This is a genomic window from Enterococcus sp. AZ170 (assembly GCF_050545135.1).
GTDB lineage: Bacteria > Bacillota > Bacilli > Lactobacillales > Enterococcaceae > Enterococcus_L > Enterococcus_L ureilyticus.
In genome coordinates this window covers 1,472,360-1,489,234 of sequence record NZ_CP172947.1, presented here as the reverse complement: position 1 = coordinate 1,489,234, position 16,875 = coordinate 1,472,360, and the positions used below count along the sequence as shown (strand labels likewise).

The window sequence follows — 16,875 nt, the reverse complement described above, 5'->3', positions numbered from 1 at the left end:
ATTTATTAGAATAAAGGAATTCTTATTATCGAATAACCTTCATTACTTGCTCACCTGGTTCAGACAATGCTTTGGTCAATGCAATAATATCACCAAAATCTGCTGAATTTGTTACAACAACGGGTGTAATTATATTATAGCCTTTTTCAGCAATTTTATCTAAGTCAAATTCAATTAATTTATCACCTGTTCGAATTTTTCTTCCTTTTTCAACAAAATATTCATAACCGACTCCATTTAATTGAACCGTGTCAATTCCAATATGGATTAACAACTCAACACCTGAATCACTTGTTAAACCAATCGCATGTTTAGAATCGAAAATAGCAGTAACCATTCCTGAGAAAGGAGCATAAACAGTTCCCTCAATAGGCTTAACTGCAAAACCTTTTCCCAAAATTTCTTCTGAAAACATACCATCTTCAACTAATGCTAAAGGAACGATCTCGCCTTTAACTGGGTTTGCGACGTCTAAGATATTTTCTACTGTGGCTTCATTTACTGCTGAATCATTCACAACATTTTGTGTTGCTTTGACAGTTGGTTCTTTATATAAGATATAAGAGATTACAAAAGAGACTGTAATACTAATTGCAGCACCAATGCAGGCTAAATATAGATGTCTTAACGTATCGTCTCCAATATAACTCGGAAGTGTTAACAAACCTGGTGAACCACCTGTAAAGTTTTTTACTCGGCCAATTCCCATAAATAATCCACCTAATCCGCCGCCGATCATCGCTGCATAAAGTGGTGTTTTAAATCGTAAATTAACTCCGTACAATGCAGGTTCAGTAATTCCAAACAAACCAGTCAAACCAGCTGAGGCCGCCATTTGTTTGATTGCTGAATCTTTACTTTTAAGACCGACTGCCAGTGATGCAGCACCTTGACCTAAATTTGAGGCTAACATACCTGGATAAATCACAGTATCGTAACCTGTGGTCATCCGATTGTTAATCCCGATTGGAACAAGTCCATAGTGGGTCCCTGTTGCTACAAACAACGGAGTAAAAGCACCAATAATTGTTGGTACTAACCAGGGACTAAAACTTTCTAATGCTTTGATGCCATTTGAGATCCCATCACTAATCAAATACCCGATTGGACCAATGATTACTAATGACACGGTTCCGACAATTGCAATCGTAATCAATGGTTTACTGAAGAACTTGATTACTTTTGGTGATACTCTATCTGCAATTGGTTCTACATAGGACATAAACCAAACTGACAAAATAATTGGAATAACTGATGAGCCATATGTTACAGCCGAAATCGGCATTCCAAAAAGATGTATTCCGCCTTCACCAGCTTCTTTAATTGCATTGACCATTCCCACAAAGTTAGGATGAAGCAATATACCACCGACCATCATCGCTAAATACATATTAGTTTTAAACTTTTGAGCAGAAGAGGCTGCTAATAAAATCGGTAAAAAGTAAAACGCTGAGTCAGCCATAAAATCAATTATGATATAAGTTTGCCCAGTTTTATCAATTGCATTAAAAACAACTAATAACGAAAGAACAGCTTTTAACATTCCGGCTGCTGTGATCGCAGGTAAAATAGGCGTGAAAATACCAGTAATCGTATCAATAATTTTCGATGCTGCCCTACGATCGTCTTTTTCTGTTGATTCAATTTGTTGCTCATCTAACGATGGACTTTCTTTCAAGATCTCTTTATACACACTACCGACATCACTACCGATAATGACCTGGTATTGTCCACCTTTTGAGACTACACCCATGACCCCTTCTGTATTCTTTAGCACATCAGTTTGCGCTTTTCCTTCATCTTTTAAATTAAAACGTAATCTTGTTGCGCAGTGAGTCAAGCCACTGACATTTTTTTCTCCACCAATAGTTTCAATAATTTTTTTAGCTAATTCTTGATAGTTCATTTCTTTCCTCCTAAATTAAACGTGTAATAAAAACATTTGACCTTGAAATCAGAGGGATCCTTTTTTGTCGTAATAAAATTTTTATTTTTTTTAAAAAACAGCTCATAAAGTGCATAAAACAACATGAAAAAATACCTAAGAATCCTCTTATGTCGAAGAGATTTTTCTTAGGTATAGCCTGCTCTTGTGCAGTAACAATCCTCTAATTATTGGTTATTCTTCTTATGTGGATAGTGAGATAGATCATCTCATCTTCTTGTAGATCACGACCAAATTCTTTGCCGATATACTCACGAATTTTCAGTGCACAAAGATATTCTTCTTGATATTTCTCTTTTAACATAAATAAGAAACCTTCATCTTTGTCTTTATCCAACTCAATTCCGCTAAATAAGCGTTGAACAAAAAACTTTAAGTGCGTAATAAATCGTTCATAATTCAATGTGTACTCGTCTAAATCAGTTTTATAATGATATTTAACAATATTGATAATTGTTTGAATGACTTTTGTCATTTCAGAAACCTGACTAACTTGTGACAAATCTAGTTCTGCATTCACAATATGCAATGCAATAAAACCAGCTTCATCTTCTGGTAATGAAATATCTAGACGATTGGAGATTATGTTTAATGCTTCTTTACCAATCAAATATTCATGATTATAGAATCGCTTGATTTCCCAAAGTAGTGCATTCCTAACAGGCAGACCGTTATTATGTCGATCAATCGCATAATCAATATGATCAGTTAATGTAAGATAAATATTCTCATTTAGCTTTTTGCCTAGAGAAACTTTGGCGAAACCAATTATGTCATTTGCTACTTGTAAATGTTCTAAGCAAACATTGGAAAGTAACTGCGTAAGCTTATTTGTATTCGAATCAGCATTACTAGTATACACTTTTTCAATAAGAGTATCTTCAATGATATCACCAATTTTTTTTTTAAAACCAATACCTTTACCCATCACTAATACTTCGTGACCCTCAGCATCAAGAGACTTTACAATATTATTATTGATTACTTTTTTTACTTCCATAATATCTCCTCAATGAGATTAGATCAGCTAGCTAATAAAATGTCTATAAAAGAAATTAAGTATAGCCTGAACATTCAGTAACAATCTTGATTTCTCTTGTTATTAAAACATGAAAATAAAGCGTTGTCAACAAAGGAAAAAAGAACGCTTTTTTTTAGACCAGGTAATAATAATACTAAACTATTATTGTTACGAAACGTATAGCAAACAAATAACAAGGTAGCTTTTATTTGTCTACCTTGTTATTTCCCTCCATACACAATACTAATATAAATATTTATTTCTAAGTATTTCTAAGTGATCACTGTCTATCCCTAGTACTTCTTTTAAGTAATTCGTCATCGTGCCATACTGTTCTTCCACAGTTTTATAAGCACCATCTAAATAGTCTTTTCTAGTTTGCTGCAGCGATGCTAGAAATAGCAAAACTTCTTCATTGTCCGTATATTTTTTATAAATAGCCATTCGTTTGGCATTTCTAGGTGCATTCATTTTATCTGTTAGTAAATAATCTTGATAAATTGTCTCTTTATCCACACCTAAGGCAGCCAGATACAAAGCAGCTGCCCAACCAGTTCGATCCTTGCCACCTTGGCAATGAAAAATAAGAGGAGTCACATCAGCTTGCAATAGGACTTTAAAAAATTGTTTGTACGCCTCGATCGCATTTGTTCCTATCACCAATTGTTCCATTTGTTTGATCATCATATTTCGATTCTTATACAACTGGTTTCGACCTGCTTCAGTCTGAACTAGTTGTTCTAAATGAGCGATTTTATCTTCATCTTTTTTGGAAATAGATTGTGTACTCGCCTGCTGCGCTACATCAGCATGAGGATTAAAATTAAACGTCTCACTCGTTGAAATCATTTTGTTAGGATCTTTCACTATTTCTTCTGGTGAACGAAAATCAATAATCTTTTTTATAACCATCCGTTCCATATAAACTTGTCCTTGAGAATCAATTTGATGTAACGCATCTGATCGAAAAACCTGCCCCCATCTTGTTAATCGACCATCTGTAGTAAGATAACCGCCCATATCACGACAATTGTACAAATTATTTAATGGCAAACGGCGTTCTGCTCCAATAAATAGTTCAGAATCGGTTTGTAGTTGAAAATAAAGTCGTTCTTGAAAATTGGGATCTTTTGTCTTTTGCCACCCTTTTTCAGTAAATTCTAAATATCCAGTTTTATTTTCAGTTGTACTACCTGTTCCATAATACACTTTCACAGGTAATTGTACTGTATCAGGAATACAAATCTCAAGTTCATCCCCAATTCTTTTCACTTGAAGTGCTTGCATTATTTCACTCTCCTATTGATTTTGAAGCGTTGCTTCTTCTTCTGTGACTCCTTGGCTATCCAATTTTTTCATGAATGGTAGATATAATAATAGTACCACAACAAATTGAATTAACTGTACAACTAATCCCTGCCAGCCAGCAGCCATAAACCCAGATAAGAACGTCGGTAGATTTTTGGGAACATTTACACTAATAACTGGTAAAAAGCCAATAATCGTTGCAAGATATGCAATACCGACACAAATCGCAGCTGAAAGTGTCAAAGGGATGAAAATAATTGCGTTCATGATCATTGGTATACCAAATTTCATTGGTTCCGTGATACCAAAGATACTTGGAATTAGTGAAATTTTTCCAATTGATTTGAATTTTTCACTTCTACTCATCCAAACTAAAATCACAGCTAATGCCAATGCTCTTGGTCCTTTAAATGCATCTAAGAAAAATGAATTAATAATATTTGTAGCTACTTCACCTGCCGCAACTGCTTCCATATTGGCATAAGCCTGAGTTGTAAACAAAACAGCAATGACAGAACTTACTACCATACTTCCATGAATTCCAAAGAACCACAACAATTCTGATAAAAACATAATAAATAATGCTGACCAAATCGATCCACCTAACGCTTCTAGAGGGGTTTGTAAATTCGTATAAATAAAGTCATGGATATTTCCGAACTTAGTTTCGGCAAAAGCCGTACTAATCATAATAACCACAATAAAAATAATAGCTGCTGGAACAATTGCTTCAAAAGTTTTAGCAATCGCCGTTGGGACACTTTCGGGCATTCTAAACGTAATGCGCTTTTCTACCATTTTTGCGAAGACCCAAGTCACAATAAGTGCCACGATCATTCCAACGAAAATACCTTTTGAGCCTAGGTAAGTTAATTCAAAAGCCATGACTGGTTTCTCTTGCCCAATATCAAAAGCTGTGATCGGTGTCAAAACAAAGAACGCAGCTAAAGACAAAATGATTGAAGCAATCGTATCGCCCTTTTTCTCTCTTGCCATTGCACAAGAGATACCAATAATTACATAGATTGTAATCAAATTACTGGAAATTGAGGTCCCTAATGAACAAGCCTTCATAACAATATCTGGCAACCCTGGAATCATTCCAATAATCGTTGTCAGACTTCCCACAATAGTAATCGGCAGTGTCATCATCATTCCATTCGCAATACTTTTAACAAAGGTATTATTTGAAAATTTGTTGACAAAGACATTCAACCCGTTGATAAATGAACTTCTTTTTGTTTCTGACATTTGTAATCCTCCCCTAACTCATTCTTATCTCGATGCAATAACTTCCTGTGCATTTTTAAATACTTTTTCCCCATTCATCATGCCGTAATCCATCATTTCAATCACCAATACAGGAATATCTGGATACTCATTTTTTACATCATCTAATTGATACCCCACTTGTGGGCCTAGTAAAATGATATCTGAACCTGTTACTTTTTCTTCTAGCTCACTTAGTCCGCATGCAGAAATATCCGCTTCGATTCCTTGGGATTTTGCATACTCCTCCATTTTTTTAACTAACATTCCTGTTGACATTCCACCTGCACATGCTAATGTAATTTTCATCCTGATCACCTTTTCTATTTTGATTTTATGCATTCTCTTTAATTAAAGTACGCAATTCTTGTATTTCTTCATGTAACTCAATAAATTCTTTTGTAAAATCAGTTGCTGTAATTGCTGCCATCATATGATCTTGCGCATGAGTCAAAAACATATTTACTGGTTCATCTGGATTACTTGCAAAGGTTTTTAAAATGTTTGTATGATGTTGATGGGCAATTTTTAAATTGTCTTTGCTTTCCTCCAATATTCTTTTTGCCTCGGTGATCTCTCCACCTTTTGCTTCTTTAATTGCGTTCATTGCCAGCGATTTTGCATTACCTGCATAAACGATGATTTGCATCACATCTGTCTCTGAAATCATTTGACCGTCTCCCTTCAAACACTAATTACGTTTTCATATTAATATAAGCAACTAGTGTGCCAAACACAGAAAATCTCTATAAAGCAGGATTTCACTTGTATGTGTTTCCCAGAAATAATTTTCGAAACACATTTTAACAACAAATTAAAACACATTAACGCATACAAAAACAGATGACTTTGACTATTTCACTATTCAACATTATACTTAAGGGCATAGAACAAAAAAACACTATTCATCAAAGGTCGGAAAAAAATGAAAAGAATTGAAAAAATAGCAGAATTGTTAGGACAATATTCTGAAGATCAACTGGTAACCGCCAGTGAGATTGCTAAACAATTGAATCTTACACGTGCAAATGTTAGCAGTGACTTGAATCAATTAGTCAAGCTAGGAAAAGCTAAAAAAAGTGGTACTAAACCAATTTATTTTTGTTCAACAAGTCCAAAAGAAAAACAAACAAGCACTATTTTAGATGATTTCATCAAAAAAAGCCCTAGCCTATTTCACTGTGGTGAACAGGCTAAAGCAGCTGTGCTATATCCGCCAAATGGCATGCATATATTATTGACTGGAGAAACAGGTGTCGGGAAAAGTATGTTTGCCGAACTGATTTATAGCTATGCCGTTTCCCAAGCTAAATTGAAAGCGGATTCTAACTTTATTACGTTCAATTGTGCCGATTATGCGAACAATCCTCAATTATTAGTAGGTTCTATTTTTGGTATTCTTAAAGGTGCTTACACGGGTGCAGATAATGATCGTATCGGGCTATTGGAAAAAGCGAATGGCGGTATTCTCTTTCTAGATGAAATTCATCGGCTCCCTCCTGAAGGTCAGGAAATGCTGTTCACCTTTATTGATCGCGGTATCTATCGAAGGCTTGGTGAAACCAATAGTGAAAGAACTGCCCAAGTATTATTGGTCTGTGCAACAACTGAAGATACTTCCTCTTCATTGCTACAAACGTTTATCCGTAGAATTCCCATGCGAATTAAAATTCCTAGTTTAATAGATCGTGGTTTAGACGAACGGCTAAGCTTGATTTCAACTTTTTTTCAAGCTGAAACCAAGAAATTAAAAACACCGATAGAAGTTTCTACGAATACGATTCGAGCATTATTGGGCTATCATTGTCCTAATAATGTAGGTCAACTAAAAGCCGATATACAGCTACTTTGTGCAAAAGCCTATTCTCACTTTATCGCTCGACAAGAAGAAACTATCAAAATCAGTAGTTATGAACTGCCTCATTACATCCGTGAAGGCCTTTATAACACGGAAGATCGTCCAAAAATTTGGCTACTACTTCCGAATATGAATGCACGTTTTTTCATGTTTAATGATGAAGATACAACCTTATTTTTACAAAAAGACACTAAAAATAATGATATCTACCAAATCATCGAGCAAAAAATGAGTGATATGGAGCGAATCGGCCTTGATACTTCGCAAACATCTGAAATCATTGATACCACGATAACAAATTATTATCATTCCTATAATACTGATTCAGTCATTGATTTAAAGAACCTTGAACAAATCGTCGGTTCAGAGATTGTTGCAACGGCGAATAAAGTATGTGAAAAAGCTTCCCGATTGTTAAATCTTCATTTATCTGATAATGTTCGCTATGGATTGGCACTTCATTTGTATAATACGATTCAACGAGTTAAGAGAGGTCAAAGAATCATTAATCCTCGAATAACAGAAATAAAAAAGGAACATGCCACCCTTTTCAAAACAGCCCAACACTGTCTCTCAGTTATAGAAGCGGATTTTAGTATTCAGCTTCCAGAAGATGAAGCTGGCTTTCTTGCCTTATTTTTTACCTCTTACGAAAACAAAAATAAAAAAAGAGCGAAAGTCGAAGTCATCGTTGTTGCTCACGGTGATTCAACTGCAACTAGCATGGCAAGTGTTGTCAACAAATTACTTGGGGAACAAATTGCCGTAGGTTTTGATATGTCTCTTGAGGAAAAACCAATCGTAACTCTAAACAATATTAAAAATTATCTAATAGCAAAAGATCAACTAAAAGACGTCCTATTATTAGTTGATATGGGGTCGTTAATCAACTTTAGCGATGAGTTGCAACAAAAACTGCGTATTGACATTCGCTGTATTGAGCTAGTCAGCACTCTTCATGTGCTGGAAGCGAGCAGAAAAGCTTCTCTAGGTTACGAACTTAATGAGGTATTTGAATCGACCAGAAACATTAAAGGCCTTTCTACTTATCAAAAAAATAGTGACGATGAACGAAAGGAATCAAAGTTATATATTCTAACACTGTGTACAACTGGTGAAGGCTCAGCTCAATTGATCAAAAAAATGCTGAGTAACCGCTTAAACTTTCGTGGAGATGCTTGTGAACTTATATCATTACAAATTACTGACGAAAAATTACTGGAACAAACGCTTAAAAATTTAACTCTTTCTGGAAAAATCATTTGTACAATTGGTACTTTTCAACTTTCCTTAACTTCGCCACACTTTACGATTACAGATGCTTTAGATGAGACTAAAACTAAAAATATTCAATCACTGATCGATTATGAGATTGCTTTTGACGGTATGCAACATAATATCGCAAATATGCTAGAATATGAACACGGAAAAGAACTAATAATCTCTGTTCGAGAGTGGGTTGAAGCAATAGCTGCTGAAATCAATCCAAATGTTTCTTACGAAATAAAAGTAGGTTTAGCTTGTCATGTCGTCTGCATGATTGATCGACTAAAAAAGGATAAAAGTGTTAGTAGTTTTCCAAAAACATTAGCTTTCAAAAAAAAATATTCAACTGAAATTGCCAGTGTTCGAAAAAATAGTCAATTTTTAGAAACATACTATGCCATTGTAATTCCAGAAGATGAAATCTTTTATATTACCGCATTTTTTATGAATGAATCTTTATTTTAAAACTAAAAAAAGTGAAAAATCATTTTCTTCTGATTTCCCACTTTTTTAGTTTATAAAAGAATGAGTTGATCAACTATTTTCAACTGAATAGAAAAAGAAAAAAGACAATTTGATATTTCGGCTCTATACTTTCTGATGTTGGTGAGAAATCACCGGCATCTTTTTTAATGCAAAATAATAGAAAAGACACCCTGATATCCTTTAGAATTAAGTCGTCTAAAACCATTCAAAAAGGAGAAATCAAGATGTCCTATACAAATCTTATCAAAGAAACCTTAGATATTCTAGACTTAAACATCACTTTTAATGAAATTTGCTTAAAAAATGAATCGATCAAAGGAAGAATTTGTCAGGTCTTCTCTGGTACGCTCGATTATGCTGCTCATGTTTGTCCTCACTATGAGGGAGAAGAAAAGGAGGCGATTATCCGTTGGGGCTTTACAAGCTGTCTGATTTTATTGAATGATGTTTCGGAGTATCAAACTCATTTACGCTTGAAGAAACGCCGTTTCTTCTGTCAATCCTGCAATCGATCGTTCGTTGCTAAAACGAGTCTTGTTGAAAAACATTGTTCGATTTCAACTAAAGTGAAGTTATCCATTGCCGATCTGCTCAGAAAAACCACTTCTATGAGTGAAATTGCGCGTCAAAAGAAGGTCTCAGTTTCCTCTATGAGTGAAATTGCGCGTCAAAAGAAGGTCTCAGTTTCCTCTGTTTACCGTGTCTTGAAACGATTTTATGAACCTAAAAAAATCAATCGACTCACCTTCCGCACTTATTTAACTGAAACAAAAGTCGTGGATCGATTACTTGCGTATGATGACGAATTGAAAAGTGGCTACACCTGTTATCAGGACTTTCTTTATGCCGTACAGACAAGAGATTTTGCTCGGTTTTGTGCACTATTAGACGAAGATTTTTGTCGTCTTCCTACCTATTATCAAACGACTATTGGTACTTTTAAGAAGTACAAAAATGAAATTAAAAATGCGCTAGAATTGCCTTATTCTAATGGACCATTGGAATGTTTAAACAACCATATTAAAGTGTTGAAGAGAAATGCTTATGGGTTTCGTAATTTTTACAATTTTAAGTTGAGAATTTCTTTATGTTTTGGCACTATTCTTTTTCAAGAAAATAGAAAAACCTAGAGGAAATTTCCTCTAGGAATCATATTAATCGATTTAATTCTTTAGATTTTCTTCACCAACATTAGTTGACAAAGAGCCAAAAAACCTAGAGGAAAGTTCCTCTAGGGATCATACTAATCGATTTAATTCTTTGGTTTTTCTTTACCAACATTAGTTGACAAAGAGCCGATATTTCATAATTTCATAAAAAAAACTACGATGATCATCGTAGTTTTTTTATACCGGCGGCCGGGGTCGAACCGGCACGCCCTCGCGGGCACTGGATTTTGAGTCCAGCGCGTCTGCCAATTCCGCCACGCCGGCATGAAATAATTTTGCAAGGCGGTAACCGGATTTGAACCGGTGATGAAGGTTTTGCAGACCTCTGCCTTACCACTTGGCTATACCGCCATATTTAACTATAAAACAATCTCTAAAAGAGAAAACTGGGGTAGCTGGATTCGAACCAACGCATGACAGGATCAAAACCTGTTGCCTTACCGCTTGGCTATACCCCAAAATTAGAACTAAGGGCGACTGATGGGAATCGAACCCACGCGTGGCGGAACCACAATCCGCTGTGTTAACCACTTCACCACAATCGCCATAAAACATATAATAAAAATTAAAAGCTAAGGGCGACTGATGGGGATCGAACCCACGCATGGCGGAACCACAATCCGCTGTGTTAACCACTTCACCACAATCGCCATAAACTATTAACAGGGATAGTAGGAATCGAACCCACAATGACGGTTTTGGAGACCGTAGTTATACCGTTTAACTATATCCCTACTAAGATAATGGAGGAAAGTGGATTCGAACCACTGAACCCTAAGGAACGGATTTACAGTCCGTCGCGTTTAGCCACTTCGCTATTCCTCCAAATGGCGCAAGACAGAATCGAACTGCCGACACACGGAGCTTCAATCCGTTGCTCTACCAACTGAGCTACTGCGCCAAAAAATGTAAAACGGTCTGGACGGGACTCGAACCCGCGACCTCCTGCGTGACAGGCAGGCATTCTAACCAGCTGAACTACCAAACCGTAATTTAATGGAGGTTGACGGGATCGAACCGCCGACCCCCTGCTTGTAAGGCAGGTGCTCTCCCAGCTGAGCTAAACCTCCAAAAAATATAAATGACCCGTACGGGAATCGAACCCGTGATACCGCCGTGAAAGGGCGGTGTCTTAACCGCTTGACCAACGGGCCAATAAAAACTTAATACGGAGAGTAAGGGATTCGAACCCTTGAGACAGCGTTAACCGTCTACATGATTTCCAATCATGCTCCTTCGGCCACTCGGACAACTCTCCAGAGTTAAAGGAAGCAAAGTATTACTCATAAGTCCTATATTAAGGAACTCCGGCAGTAGGACTCGAACCTACGACATCATGATTAACAGTCATGCGCTACTACCAACTGAGCTATGCCGGAATAATTAGCGTGGCGACGTCCTACTCTCACAAAGGGAAACCCTTCACTACAATCGGCGCTAAGAAGCTTAACTTCTGTGTTCGGCATGGGAACAGGTGTATCCTTCTCGCTATCGCCACCACACTGGGTGTTGTTGCTATTTAGTTGAGTGATTATTCACTCAAAACTGGATTGAAGTAATAGAATCAAACATTCCGAAAAACTTTTTTATTTCGTTTCTTTGGTTAAGTCCTCGACCGATTAGTATTGGTCCGCTCCGTACATCACTGCACTTCCACTTCCAACCTATCTACCTCATCATCTCTGAGGGGTCTTACTTTCTTAAAGAAATGGGAAATCTCATCTTGAGGTGGGCTTCACACTTAGATGCTTTCAGCGTTTATCCCTTCCCTACATAGCTACCCAGCAATGCCCTTGGCAGAACAACTGGTACACCAGCGGTAAGTCCATCCCGGTCCTCTCGTACTAAGGACAGCTCCTCTCAAATTTCCAACGCCCGCGACGGATAGGGACCGAACTGTCTCACGACGTTCTGAACCCAGCTCGCGTGCCGCTTTAATGGGCGAACAGCCCAACCCTTGGGACCGACTACAGCCCCAGGATGCGACGAGCCGACATCGAGGTGCCAAACCTCCCCGTCGATGTGGACTCTTGGGGGAGATAAGCCTGTTATCCCCAGGGTAGCTTTTATCCGTTGAGCGATGGCCCTTCCATGCGGAACCACCGGATCACTAAGCCCGACTTTCGTCCCTGCTCGACTTGTAAGTCTCGCAGTCAAGCTCCCTTCTGCCTTTACACTCTGCGAATGATTTCCAACCATTCTGAGGGAACCTTTGGGCGCCTCCGTTACTCTTTAGGAGGCGACCGCCCCAGTCAAACTGCCCACCTGACACTGTCTCCCACCACGATAAGTGGTGCGGGTTAGAGGGTTCATAACACAAGGGTAGTATCCCACCAGCGCCTCCACCGAAACTAGCGTTCCGGGTTCATCGGCTCCTACCTATCCTGTACATGTGGTACAAACACTCAATATCAAGCTACAGTAAAGCTCCATGGGGTCTTTCCGTCCTGTCGCGGGTAACCTGCATCTTCACAGGTACTAAAATTTCACCGAGTCTCTCGTTGAGACAGTGCCCAAATCGTTACGCCTTTCGTGCGGGTCGGAACTTACCCGACAAGGAATTTCGCTACCTTAGGACCGTTATAGTTACGGCCGCCGTTTACTGGGGCTTCAATTCTGAGCTTCGCCGAAGCTAACCCATCCTCTTAACCTTCCAGCACCGGGCAGGCGTCAGCCCCTATACTTCATCTTTCGATTTTGCAGAGACCTGTGTTTTTGATAAACAGTCGCTTGGGCCTATTCACTGCGGCTGACCGAAGTCAGCACCCCTTCTCCCGAAGTTACGGGGTCATTTTGCCGAGTTCCTTAACGAGAGTTCGCTCGCTCACCTTAGGATACTCTCCTCGACTACCTGTGTCGGTTTACGGTACGGGCAGTTGTTTTCTCACTAGAAGCTTTTCTTGACAGTGTGACATCAGGAACTTCGGTACTATTATTTCCCTCCCCATCACAGCTTGTCCGTACAGAGTAAAGCATTTGACTCTACTCAAGACTTACTGCTTGGACATGCACTTCCAGTCGCATGCATTCCTTAGCCTCCTGCGTCCCTCCATTGCTCAAACAAAAACAACTGGTACAGGAATATCAACCTGTTGTCCATCGCCTACGCCTTTCGGCCTTGGCTTAGGTCCCGACTAACCCTGGGCGGACGAGCCTTCCCCAGGAAACCTTAGTCATACGGTGGACGGGATTCTCACCCGTCTTTCGCTACTCATACCGGCATTCTCACTTCTAAGCGCTCCACTAGTCCTCACGATCTAGCTTCGACGCCCTTAGAACGCTCTCCTACCATCACACCAGAGGTGTGATCCACAGCTTCGGTAATATGTTTAGCCCCGGTACATTTTCGGCGCAGGGTCACTCGACTAGTGAGCTATTACGCACTCTTTAAATGGTGGCTGCTTCTGAGCCAACATCCTAGTTGTCTGTGCAACCCCACATCCTTTTCCACTTAACATATATTTTGGGACCTTAGCTGGTGGTCTGGGCTGTTTCCCTTTCGACTACGGATCTTATCACTCGCAGTCTGACTGCCGAATATGAATGAATGGCATTCGGAGTTTATCTGAATTCGGTAACCCGAGATGGGCCCCTAGTCCAAACAGTGCTCTACCTCCATCATTCTTAACTTCGACGCTAGCCCTAAAGCTATTTCGGAGAGAACCAGCTATCTCCAAGTTCGTTTGGAATTTCTCCGCTACCCACAGCTCATCCCCGCACTTTTCAACGTACGTGGGTTCGGTCCTCCAGTGCGTTTTACCACACCTTCAACCTGGCCATGGGTAGATCACATGGTTTCGGGTCTACGACTACATACTCATTCGCCCTATTCAGACTCGCTTTCGCTGCGGCTCCGGCTCTTCACCTTAACCTCGCATGCAATCGTAACTCGCCGGTTCATTCTACAAAAGGCACGCCATTACCCATTAACGGGCTTTGACTTGTTGTAGGCACACGGTTTCAGGATCTATTTCACTCCCCTTCCGGGGTGCTTTTCACCTTTCCCTCACGGTACTGGTTCACTATCGGTCATTAGGGAGTATTTAGCCTTGCGGGATGGTCCCCGCGGATTCCGACGGAATTTCTCGTGTTCCGCCGTACTCAGGATCCTCCTAGGTGTTGCCAACATTTCGTCTACGGGGCTATTACCCACTTTGGCGAACCTTTCCAGGTTCTTCGACTATCTTGACAGACTACCACAACGGAGTCCTACAACCCCAACAAGCAAGCTTGTTGGTTTGGGCTCTTCCCGTTTCGCTCGCCGCTACTCAGGGAATCGAATTTTCTTTCTCTTCCTGCAGGTACTAAGATGTTTCAGTTCTCTGCGTCTACCTCTAACCAGCTATGTATTCACTGGAAAGTAACATCCTATAAAAGATGTTGGGTTTCCCCATTCGGAAATCTCTGGATCATAGCTCACTTACAGCTCCCCAAAGCATATCGGTGTTAGTCCCGTCCTTCATCGGCTCCTAATGCCAAGGCATCCACCGTGCGCCCTTATTCACTTAACCTTATGACCTTACGGTCAATTGTTTGGTTCGTTTCTCTAGCGATAGAGGCGTCACCAATAAAATAAGCTTCGAACAGTTAATTAACTCTTCAACGCGGTGTTCTCGGTTTGTTTTGATTACTTTTTTACTTCAATATCCAGTTTTCAATGAACAATAATTAGTAACCATTGGTTACTAATGGAGCCTAGCGGGATCGAACCGCTGACCTCCTGCGTGCAAAGCAGGCGCTCTCCCAGCTGAGCTAAGGCCCCGTGGTACTTATTAAAATGAGAGTAAACCTCTCAAAACTGAACAAAGTGTCGACGAATGTGTAAGTTTCCGTAATATTCCTTAGAAAGGAGGTGATCCAGCCGCACCTTCCGATACGGCTACCTTGTTACGACTTCACCCCAATCATCTATCCCACCTTAGGCGGCTGGCTCCACAAGGGTTACCTCACCGACTTCGGGTGTTACAAACTTTCGTGGTGTGACGGGCGGTGTGTACAAGGCCCGGGAACGTATTCACCGCGGCGTGCTGATCCGCGATTACTAGCGATTCCGGCTTCATGTAGGCGAGTTGCAGCCTACAATCCGAACTGAGAGAAGCTTTAAGAGATTTGCATGACCTCGCGGCCTAGCGACTCGTTGTACTTCCCATTGTAGCACGTGTGTAGCCCAGGTCATAAGGGGCATGATGATTTGACGTCATCCCCACCTTCCTCCGGTTTGTCACCGGCAGTCTCGCTAGAGTGCCCAACTGAATGATGGCAACTAACAATAAGGGTTGCGCTCGTTGCGGGACTTAACCCAACATCTCACGACACGAGCTGACGACAACCATGCACCACCTGTCACTTTGTCCCCGAAGGGAAAGCTCGATCTCTCGAGTGGTCAAAGGATGTCAAGACCTGGTAAGGTTCTTCGCGTTGCTTCGAATTAAACCACATGCTCCACCGCTTGTGCGGGCCCCCGTCAATTCCTTTGAGTTTCAACCTTGCGGTCGTACTCCCCAGGCGGAGTGCTTAATGCGTTAGCTGCAGCACTGAAGGGCGGAAACCCTCCAACACTTAGCACTCATCGTTTACGGCGTGGACTACCAGGGTATCTAATCCTGTTTGCTCCCCACGCTTTCGAGCCTCAGCGTCAGTTACAGACCAGAGAGTCGCCTTCGCCACTGGTGTTCCTCCATATATCTACGCATTTCACCGCTACACATGGAATTCCACTCTCCTCTTCTGCACTCAAGTCTCCCAGTTTCCAATGACCCTCCCCGGTTGAGCCGGGGGCTTTCACATCAGACTTAAGAAACCGCCTGCGCTCGCTTTACGCCCAATAAATCCGGACAACGCTTGCCACCTACGTATTACCGCGGCTGCTGGCACGTAGTTAGCCGTGGCTTTCTGGTTAGATACCGTCAAGGTAAGAGCAGTTACTCTCCTACTTGTTCTTCTCTAACAACAGAGTTTTACGATCCGAAAACCTTCTTCACTCACGCGGCGTTGCTCGGTCAGACTTTCGTCCATTGCCGAAGATTCCCTACTGCTGCCTCCCGTAGGAGTCTGGGCCGTGTCTCAGTCCCAGTGTGGCCGATCACCCTCTCAGGTCGGCTATGCATCATGGCCTTGGTGAGCCGTTACCTCACCAACTAGCTAATGCACCGCGGGTCCATCCATCAGTGACACCCGAAAGCGTCTTTCAAATCAACACCATGCGGTGTCGACTATTATGCGGTATTAGCACCTGTTTCCAAGTGTTATCCCCCTCTGATGGGTAGGTTACCCACGTGTTACTCACCCGTCCGCCACTCTTCTTTTCAAATGAGTGCAAGCACTCGGTAGAAAAGAAGCGTTCGACTTGCATGTATTAGGCACGCCGCCAGCGTTCGTCCTGAGCCAGGATCAAACTCTCATAATAAAAGTTGAACACGATCTTGCGATCGATAAGCTCATTTGGTTGCTAGCATATTGCTTGCTTGTTAAAAATTGTTGTTTGTTTTTACCGTTGTAAAAACAACCTACACATTTGGTTCGTCTTACTTTGTTCAGTTTTCAAAGGTCTACT

The 16,875-nt window shown here is 40.4% G+C and carries 8 protein-coding genes, 14 tRNA genes and 3 rRNA genes; 2 read left to right on the top strand and 23 right to left on the bottom strand.

Annotated features, from left to right (window positions below; genetic code table 11):
* Positions 1-25: 25 nt before the first annotated feature.
* The 6 genes from IGJ55_RS07205 to IGJ55_RS07180 all read right to left on the bottom strand — a co-directional run bounded on the left by IGJ55_RS07205 (position 26) and on the right by IGJ55_RS07180 (position 6,213).
* Positions 26-1,906 (bottom strand): beta-glucoside-specific PTS transporter subunit IIABC, encoded by a 1,881-nt coding sequence (locus tag IGJ55_RS07205; protein ID WP_430607888.1) that lies wholly within the window; start codon positions 1,904-1,906, stop codon positions 26-28.
* 202 nt (positions 1,907-2,108) lie between these two features.
* Positions 2,109-2,945 (bottom strand): BglG family transcription antiterminator LicT, encoded by an 837-nt coding sequence (gene licT / locus IGJ55_RS07200; RefSeq protein ID WP_430607885.1) that lies wholly within the window; start codon positions 2,943-2,945, stop codon positions 2,109-2,111.
* Positions 2,946-3,209: 264 nt separating this feature from the next.
* On the bottom strand, positions 3,210-4,253 hold the full coding sequence (locus IGJ55_RS07195; protein ID WP_430607884.1) for a tyrosine-protein phosphatase: 1,044 nt from the start codon (positions 4,251-4,253) through the stop codon (positions 3,210-3,212).
* Positions 4,254-4,265: 12 nt separating this feature from the next.
* Positions 4,266-5,525: a PTS sugar transporter subunit IIC gene (locus IGJ55_RS07190; RefSeq protein WP_207121837.1), complete on the bottom strand. Its 1,260-nt coding sequence runs from the start codon at positions 5,523-5,525 to the stop codon at positions 4,266-4,268.
* Between the two features lie 24 nt (positions 5,526-5,549).
* Positions 5,550-5,852, bottom strand: coding sequence for a PTS sugar transporter subunit IIB (locus IGJ55_RS07185; protein WP_069640239.1), 303 nt, complete (start codon positions 5,850-5,852; stop codon positions 5,550-5,552).
* 25 nt (positions 5,853-5,877) lie between these two features.
* A complete protein-coding gene (locus IGJ55_RS07180) occupies positions 5,878-6,213 on the bottom strand; it encodes a PTS lactose/cellobiose transporter subunit IIA (RefSeq protein ID WP_069640234.1) in 336 nt (111 codons plus the stop codon).
* A gap of 255 nt (positions 6,214-6,468) precedes the next feature.
* Between IGJ55_RS07180 and IGJ55_RS07175 the strand changes: the two genes are divergently transcribed.
* Together IGJ55_RS07175 and IGJ55_RS07170 are read left to right on the top strand one after the other, a co-directional pair.
* On the top strand, positions 6,469-9,132 hold the full coding sequence (locus tag IGJ55_RS07175) for a sigma 54-interacting transcriptional regulator (protein WP_430607879.1): 2,664 nt from the start codon (positions 6,469-6,471) through the stop codon (positions 9,130-9,132).
* Between the two features lie 245 nt (positions 9,133-9,377).
* Positions 9,378-10,283 carry a transposase gene (locus IGJ55_RS07170; RefSeq protein WP_430607875.1) on the top strand — a complete coding sequence of 302 codons (906 nt, stop codon included), beginning with the start codon at positions 9,378-9,380 and terminating at the stop codon, positions 10,281-10,283.
* 219 nt (positions 10,284-10,502) lie between these two features.
* Here IGJ55_RS07170 and IGJ55_RS07165 read toward each other — a convergent pair.
* From IGJ55_RS07165 to IGJ55_RS07085, 17 genes are all read right to left on the bottom strand, one after another.
* A tRNA-Leu gene (locus tag IGJ55_RS07165) sits at positions 10,503-10,586 on the bottom strand.
* Between the two features lie 16 nt (positions 10,587-10,602).
* A tRNA-Cys gene (locus tag IGJ55_RS07160) sits at positions 10,603-10,673 on the bottom strand.
* 35 nt (positions 10,674-10,708) lie between these two features.
* Positions 10,709-10,780: transfer RNA gene (locus IGJ55_RS07155), tRNA-Gln, on the bottom strand.
* Positions 10,781-10,794: 14 nt separating this feature from the next.
* Positions 10,795-10,867 (bottom strand) — tRNA-His (locus IGJ55_RS07150).
* 32 nt (positions 10,868-10,899) lie between these two features.
* Positions 10,900-10,972: transfer RNA gene (locus IGJ55_RS07145), tRNA-His, on the bottom strand.
* Positions 10,973-10,985: 13 nt separating this feature from the next.
* Positions 10,986-11,056: transfer RNA gene (locus IGJ55_RS07140), tRNA-Trp, on the bottom strand.
* A gap of 10 nt (positions 11,057-11,066) precedes the next feature.
* Positions 11,067-11,147, bottom strand: a tRNA-Tyr gene (locus IGJ55_RS07135).
* A gap of 3 nt (positions 11,148-11,150) precedes the next feature.
* Positions 11,151-11,223, bottom strand: a tRNA-Phe gene (locus IGJ55_RS07130).
* 13 nt (positions 11,224-11,236) lie between these two features.
* Positions 11,237-11,310: transfer RNA gene (locus IGJ55_RS07125), tRNA-Asp, on the bottom strand.
* Positions 11,311-11,319: 9 nt separating this feature from the next.
* Positions 11,320-11,392 (bottom strand) — tRNA-Val (locus IGJ55_RS07120).
* Positions 11,393-11,404: 12 nt separating this feature from the next.
* Positions 11,405-11,476: transfer RNA gene (locus IGJ55_RS07115), tRNA-Glu, on the bottom strand.
* 15 nt (positions 11,477-11,491) lie between these two features.
* A tRNA-Ser gene (locus IGJ55_RS07110) sits at positions 11,492-11,580 on the bottom strand.
* Between the two features lie 47 nt (positions 11,581-11,627).
* A tRNA-Asn gene (locus IGJ55_RS07105) sits at positions 11,628-11,701 on the bottom strand.
* A gap of 7 nt (positions 11,702-11,708) precedes the next feature.
* Positions 11,709-11,824: ribosomal RNA gene (gene rrf / locus IGJ55_RS07100) — 5S ribosomal RNA — on the bottom strand.
* Between the two features lie 97 nt (positions 11,825-11,921).
* Positions 11,922-14,833 (bottom strand): 23S ribosomal RNA (locus IGJ55_RS07095).
* Positions 14,834-15,011: 178 nt separating this feature from the next.
* Positions 15,012-15,084, bottom strand: a tRNA-Ala gene (locus tag IGJ55_RS07090).
* Positions 15,085-15,167: 83 nt separating this feature from the next.
* Positions 15,168-16,728, bottom strand: a 16S ribosomal RNA gene (locus tag IGJ55_RS07085).
* Together the 16S, 23S and 5S rRNA genes with 14 tRNA genes alongside form the textbook arrangement of a ribosomal RNA operon.
* Positions 16,729-16,875 lie beyond the last annotated feature (147 nt).

Excerpts from the sequence above, each read along its gene's own strand:
- IGJ55_RS07205 (WP_430607888.1), bottom strand. The coding sequence starts at position 1,906 with ATGAACTATCAAGAATTAGCTAAAAAAATTATTGAAACTATTGGTGGA.
- licT (WP_430607885.1), bottom strand. The coding sequence starts at position 2,945 with ATGGAAGTAAAAAAAGTAATCAATAATAATATTGTAAAGTCTCTTGAT.
- IGJ55_RS07180 (WP_069640234.1), bottom strand. The coding sequence starts at position 6,213 with ATGATTTCAGAGACAGATGTGATGCAAATCATCGTTTATGCAGGTAAT.
- IGJ55_RS07175 (WP_430607879.1), top strand. The coding sequence starts at position 6,469 with ATGAAAAGAATTGAAAAAATAGCAGAATTGTTAGGACAATATTCTGAA.
- IGJ55_RS07190 (WP_207121837.1), bottom strand. The coding sequence starts at position 5,525 with ATGTCAGAAACAAAAAGAAGTTCATTTATCAACGGGTTGAATGTCTTT.
- IGJ55_RS07185 (WP_069640239.1), bottom strand. The coding sequence starts at position 5,852 with ATGAAAATTACATTAGCATGTGCAGGTGGAATGTCAACAGGAATGTTA.
- IGJ55_RS07170 (WP_430607875.1), top strand. The coding sequence starts at position 9,378 with ATGTCCTATACAAATCTTATCAAAGAAACCTTAGATATTCTAGACTTA.
- IGJ55_RS07195 (WP_430607884.1), bottom strand. The coding sequence starts at position 4,253 with ATGCAAGCACTTCAAGTGAAAAGAATTGGGGATGAACTTGAGATTTGT.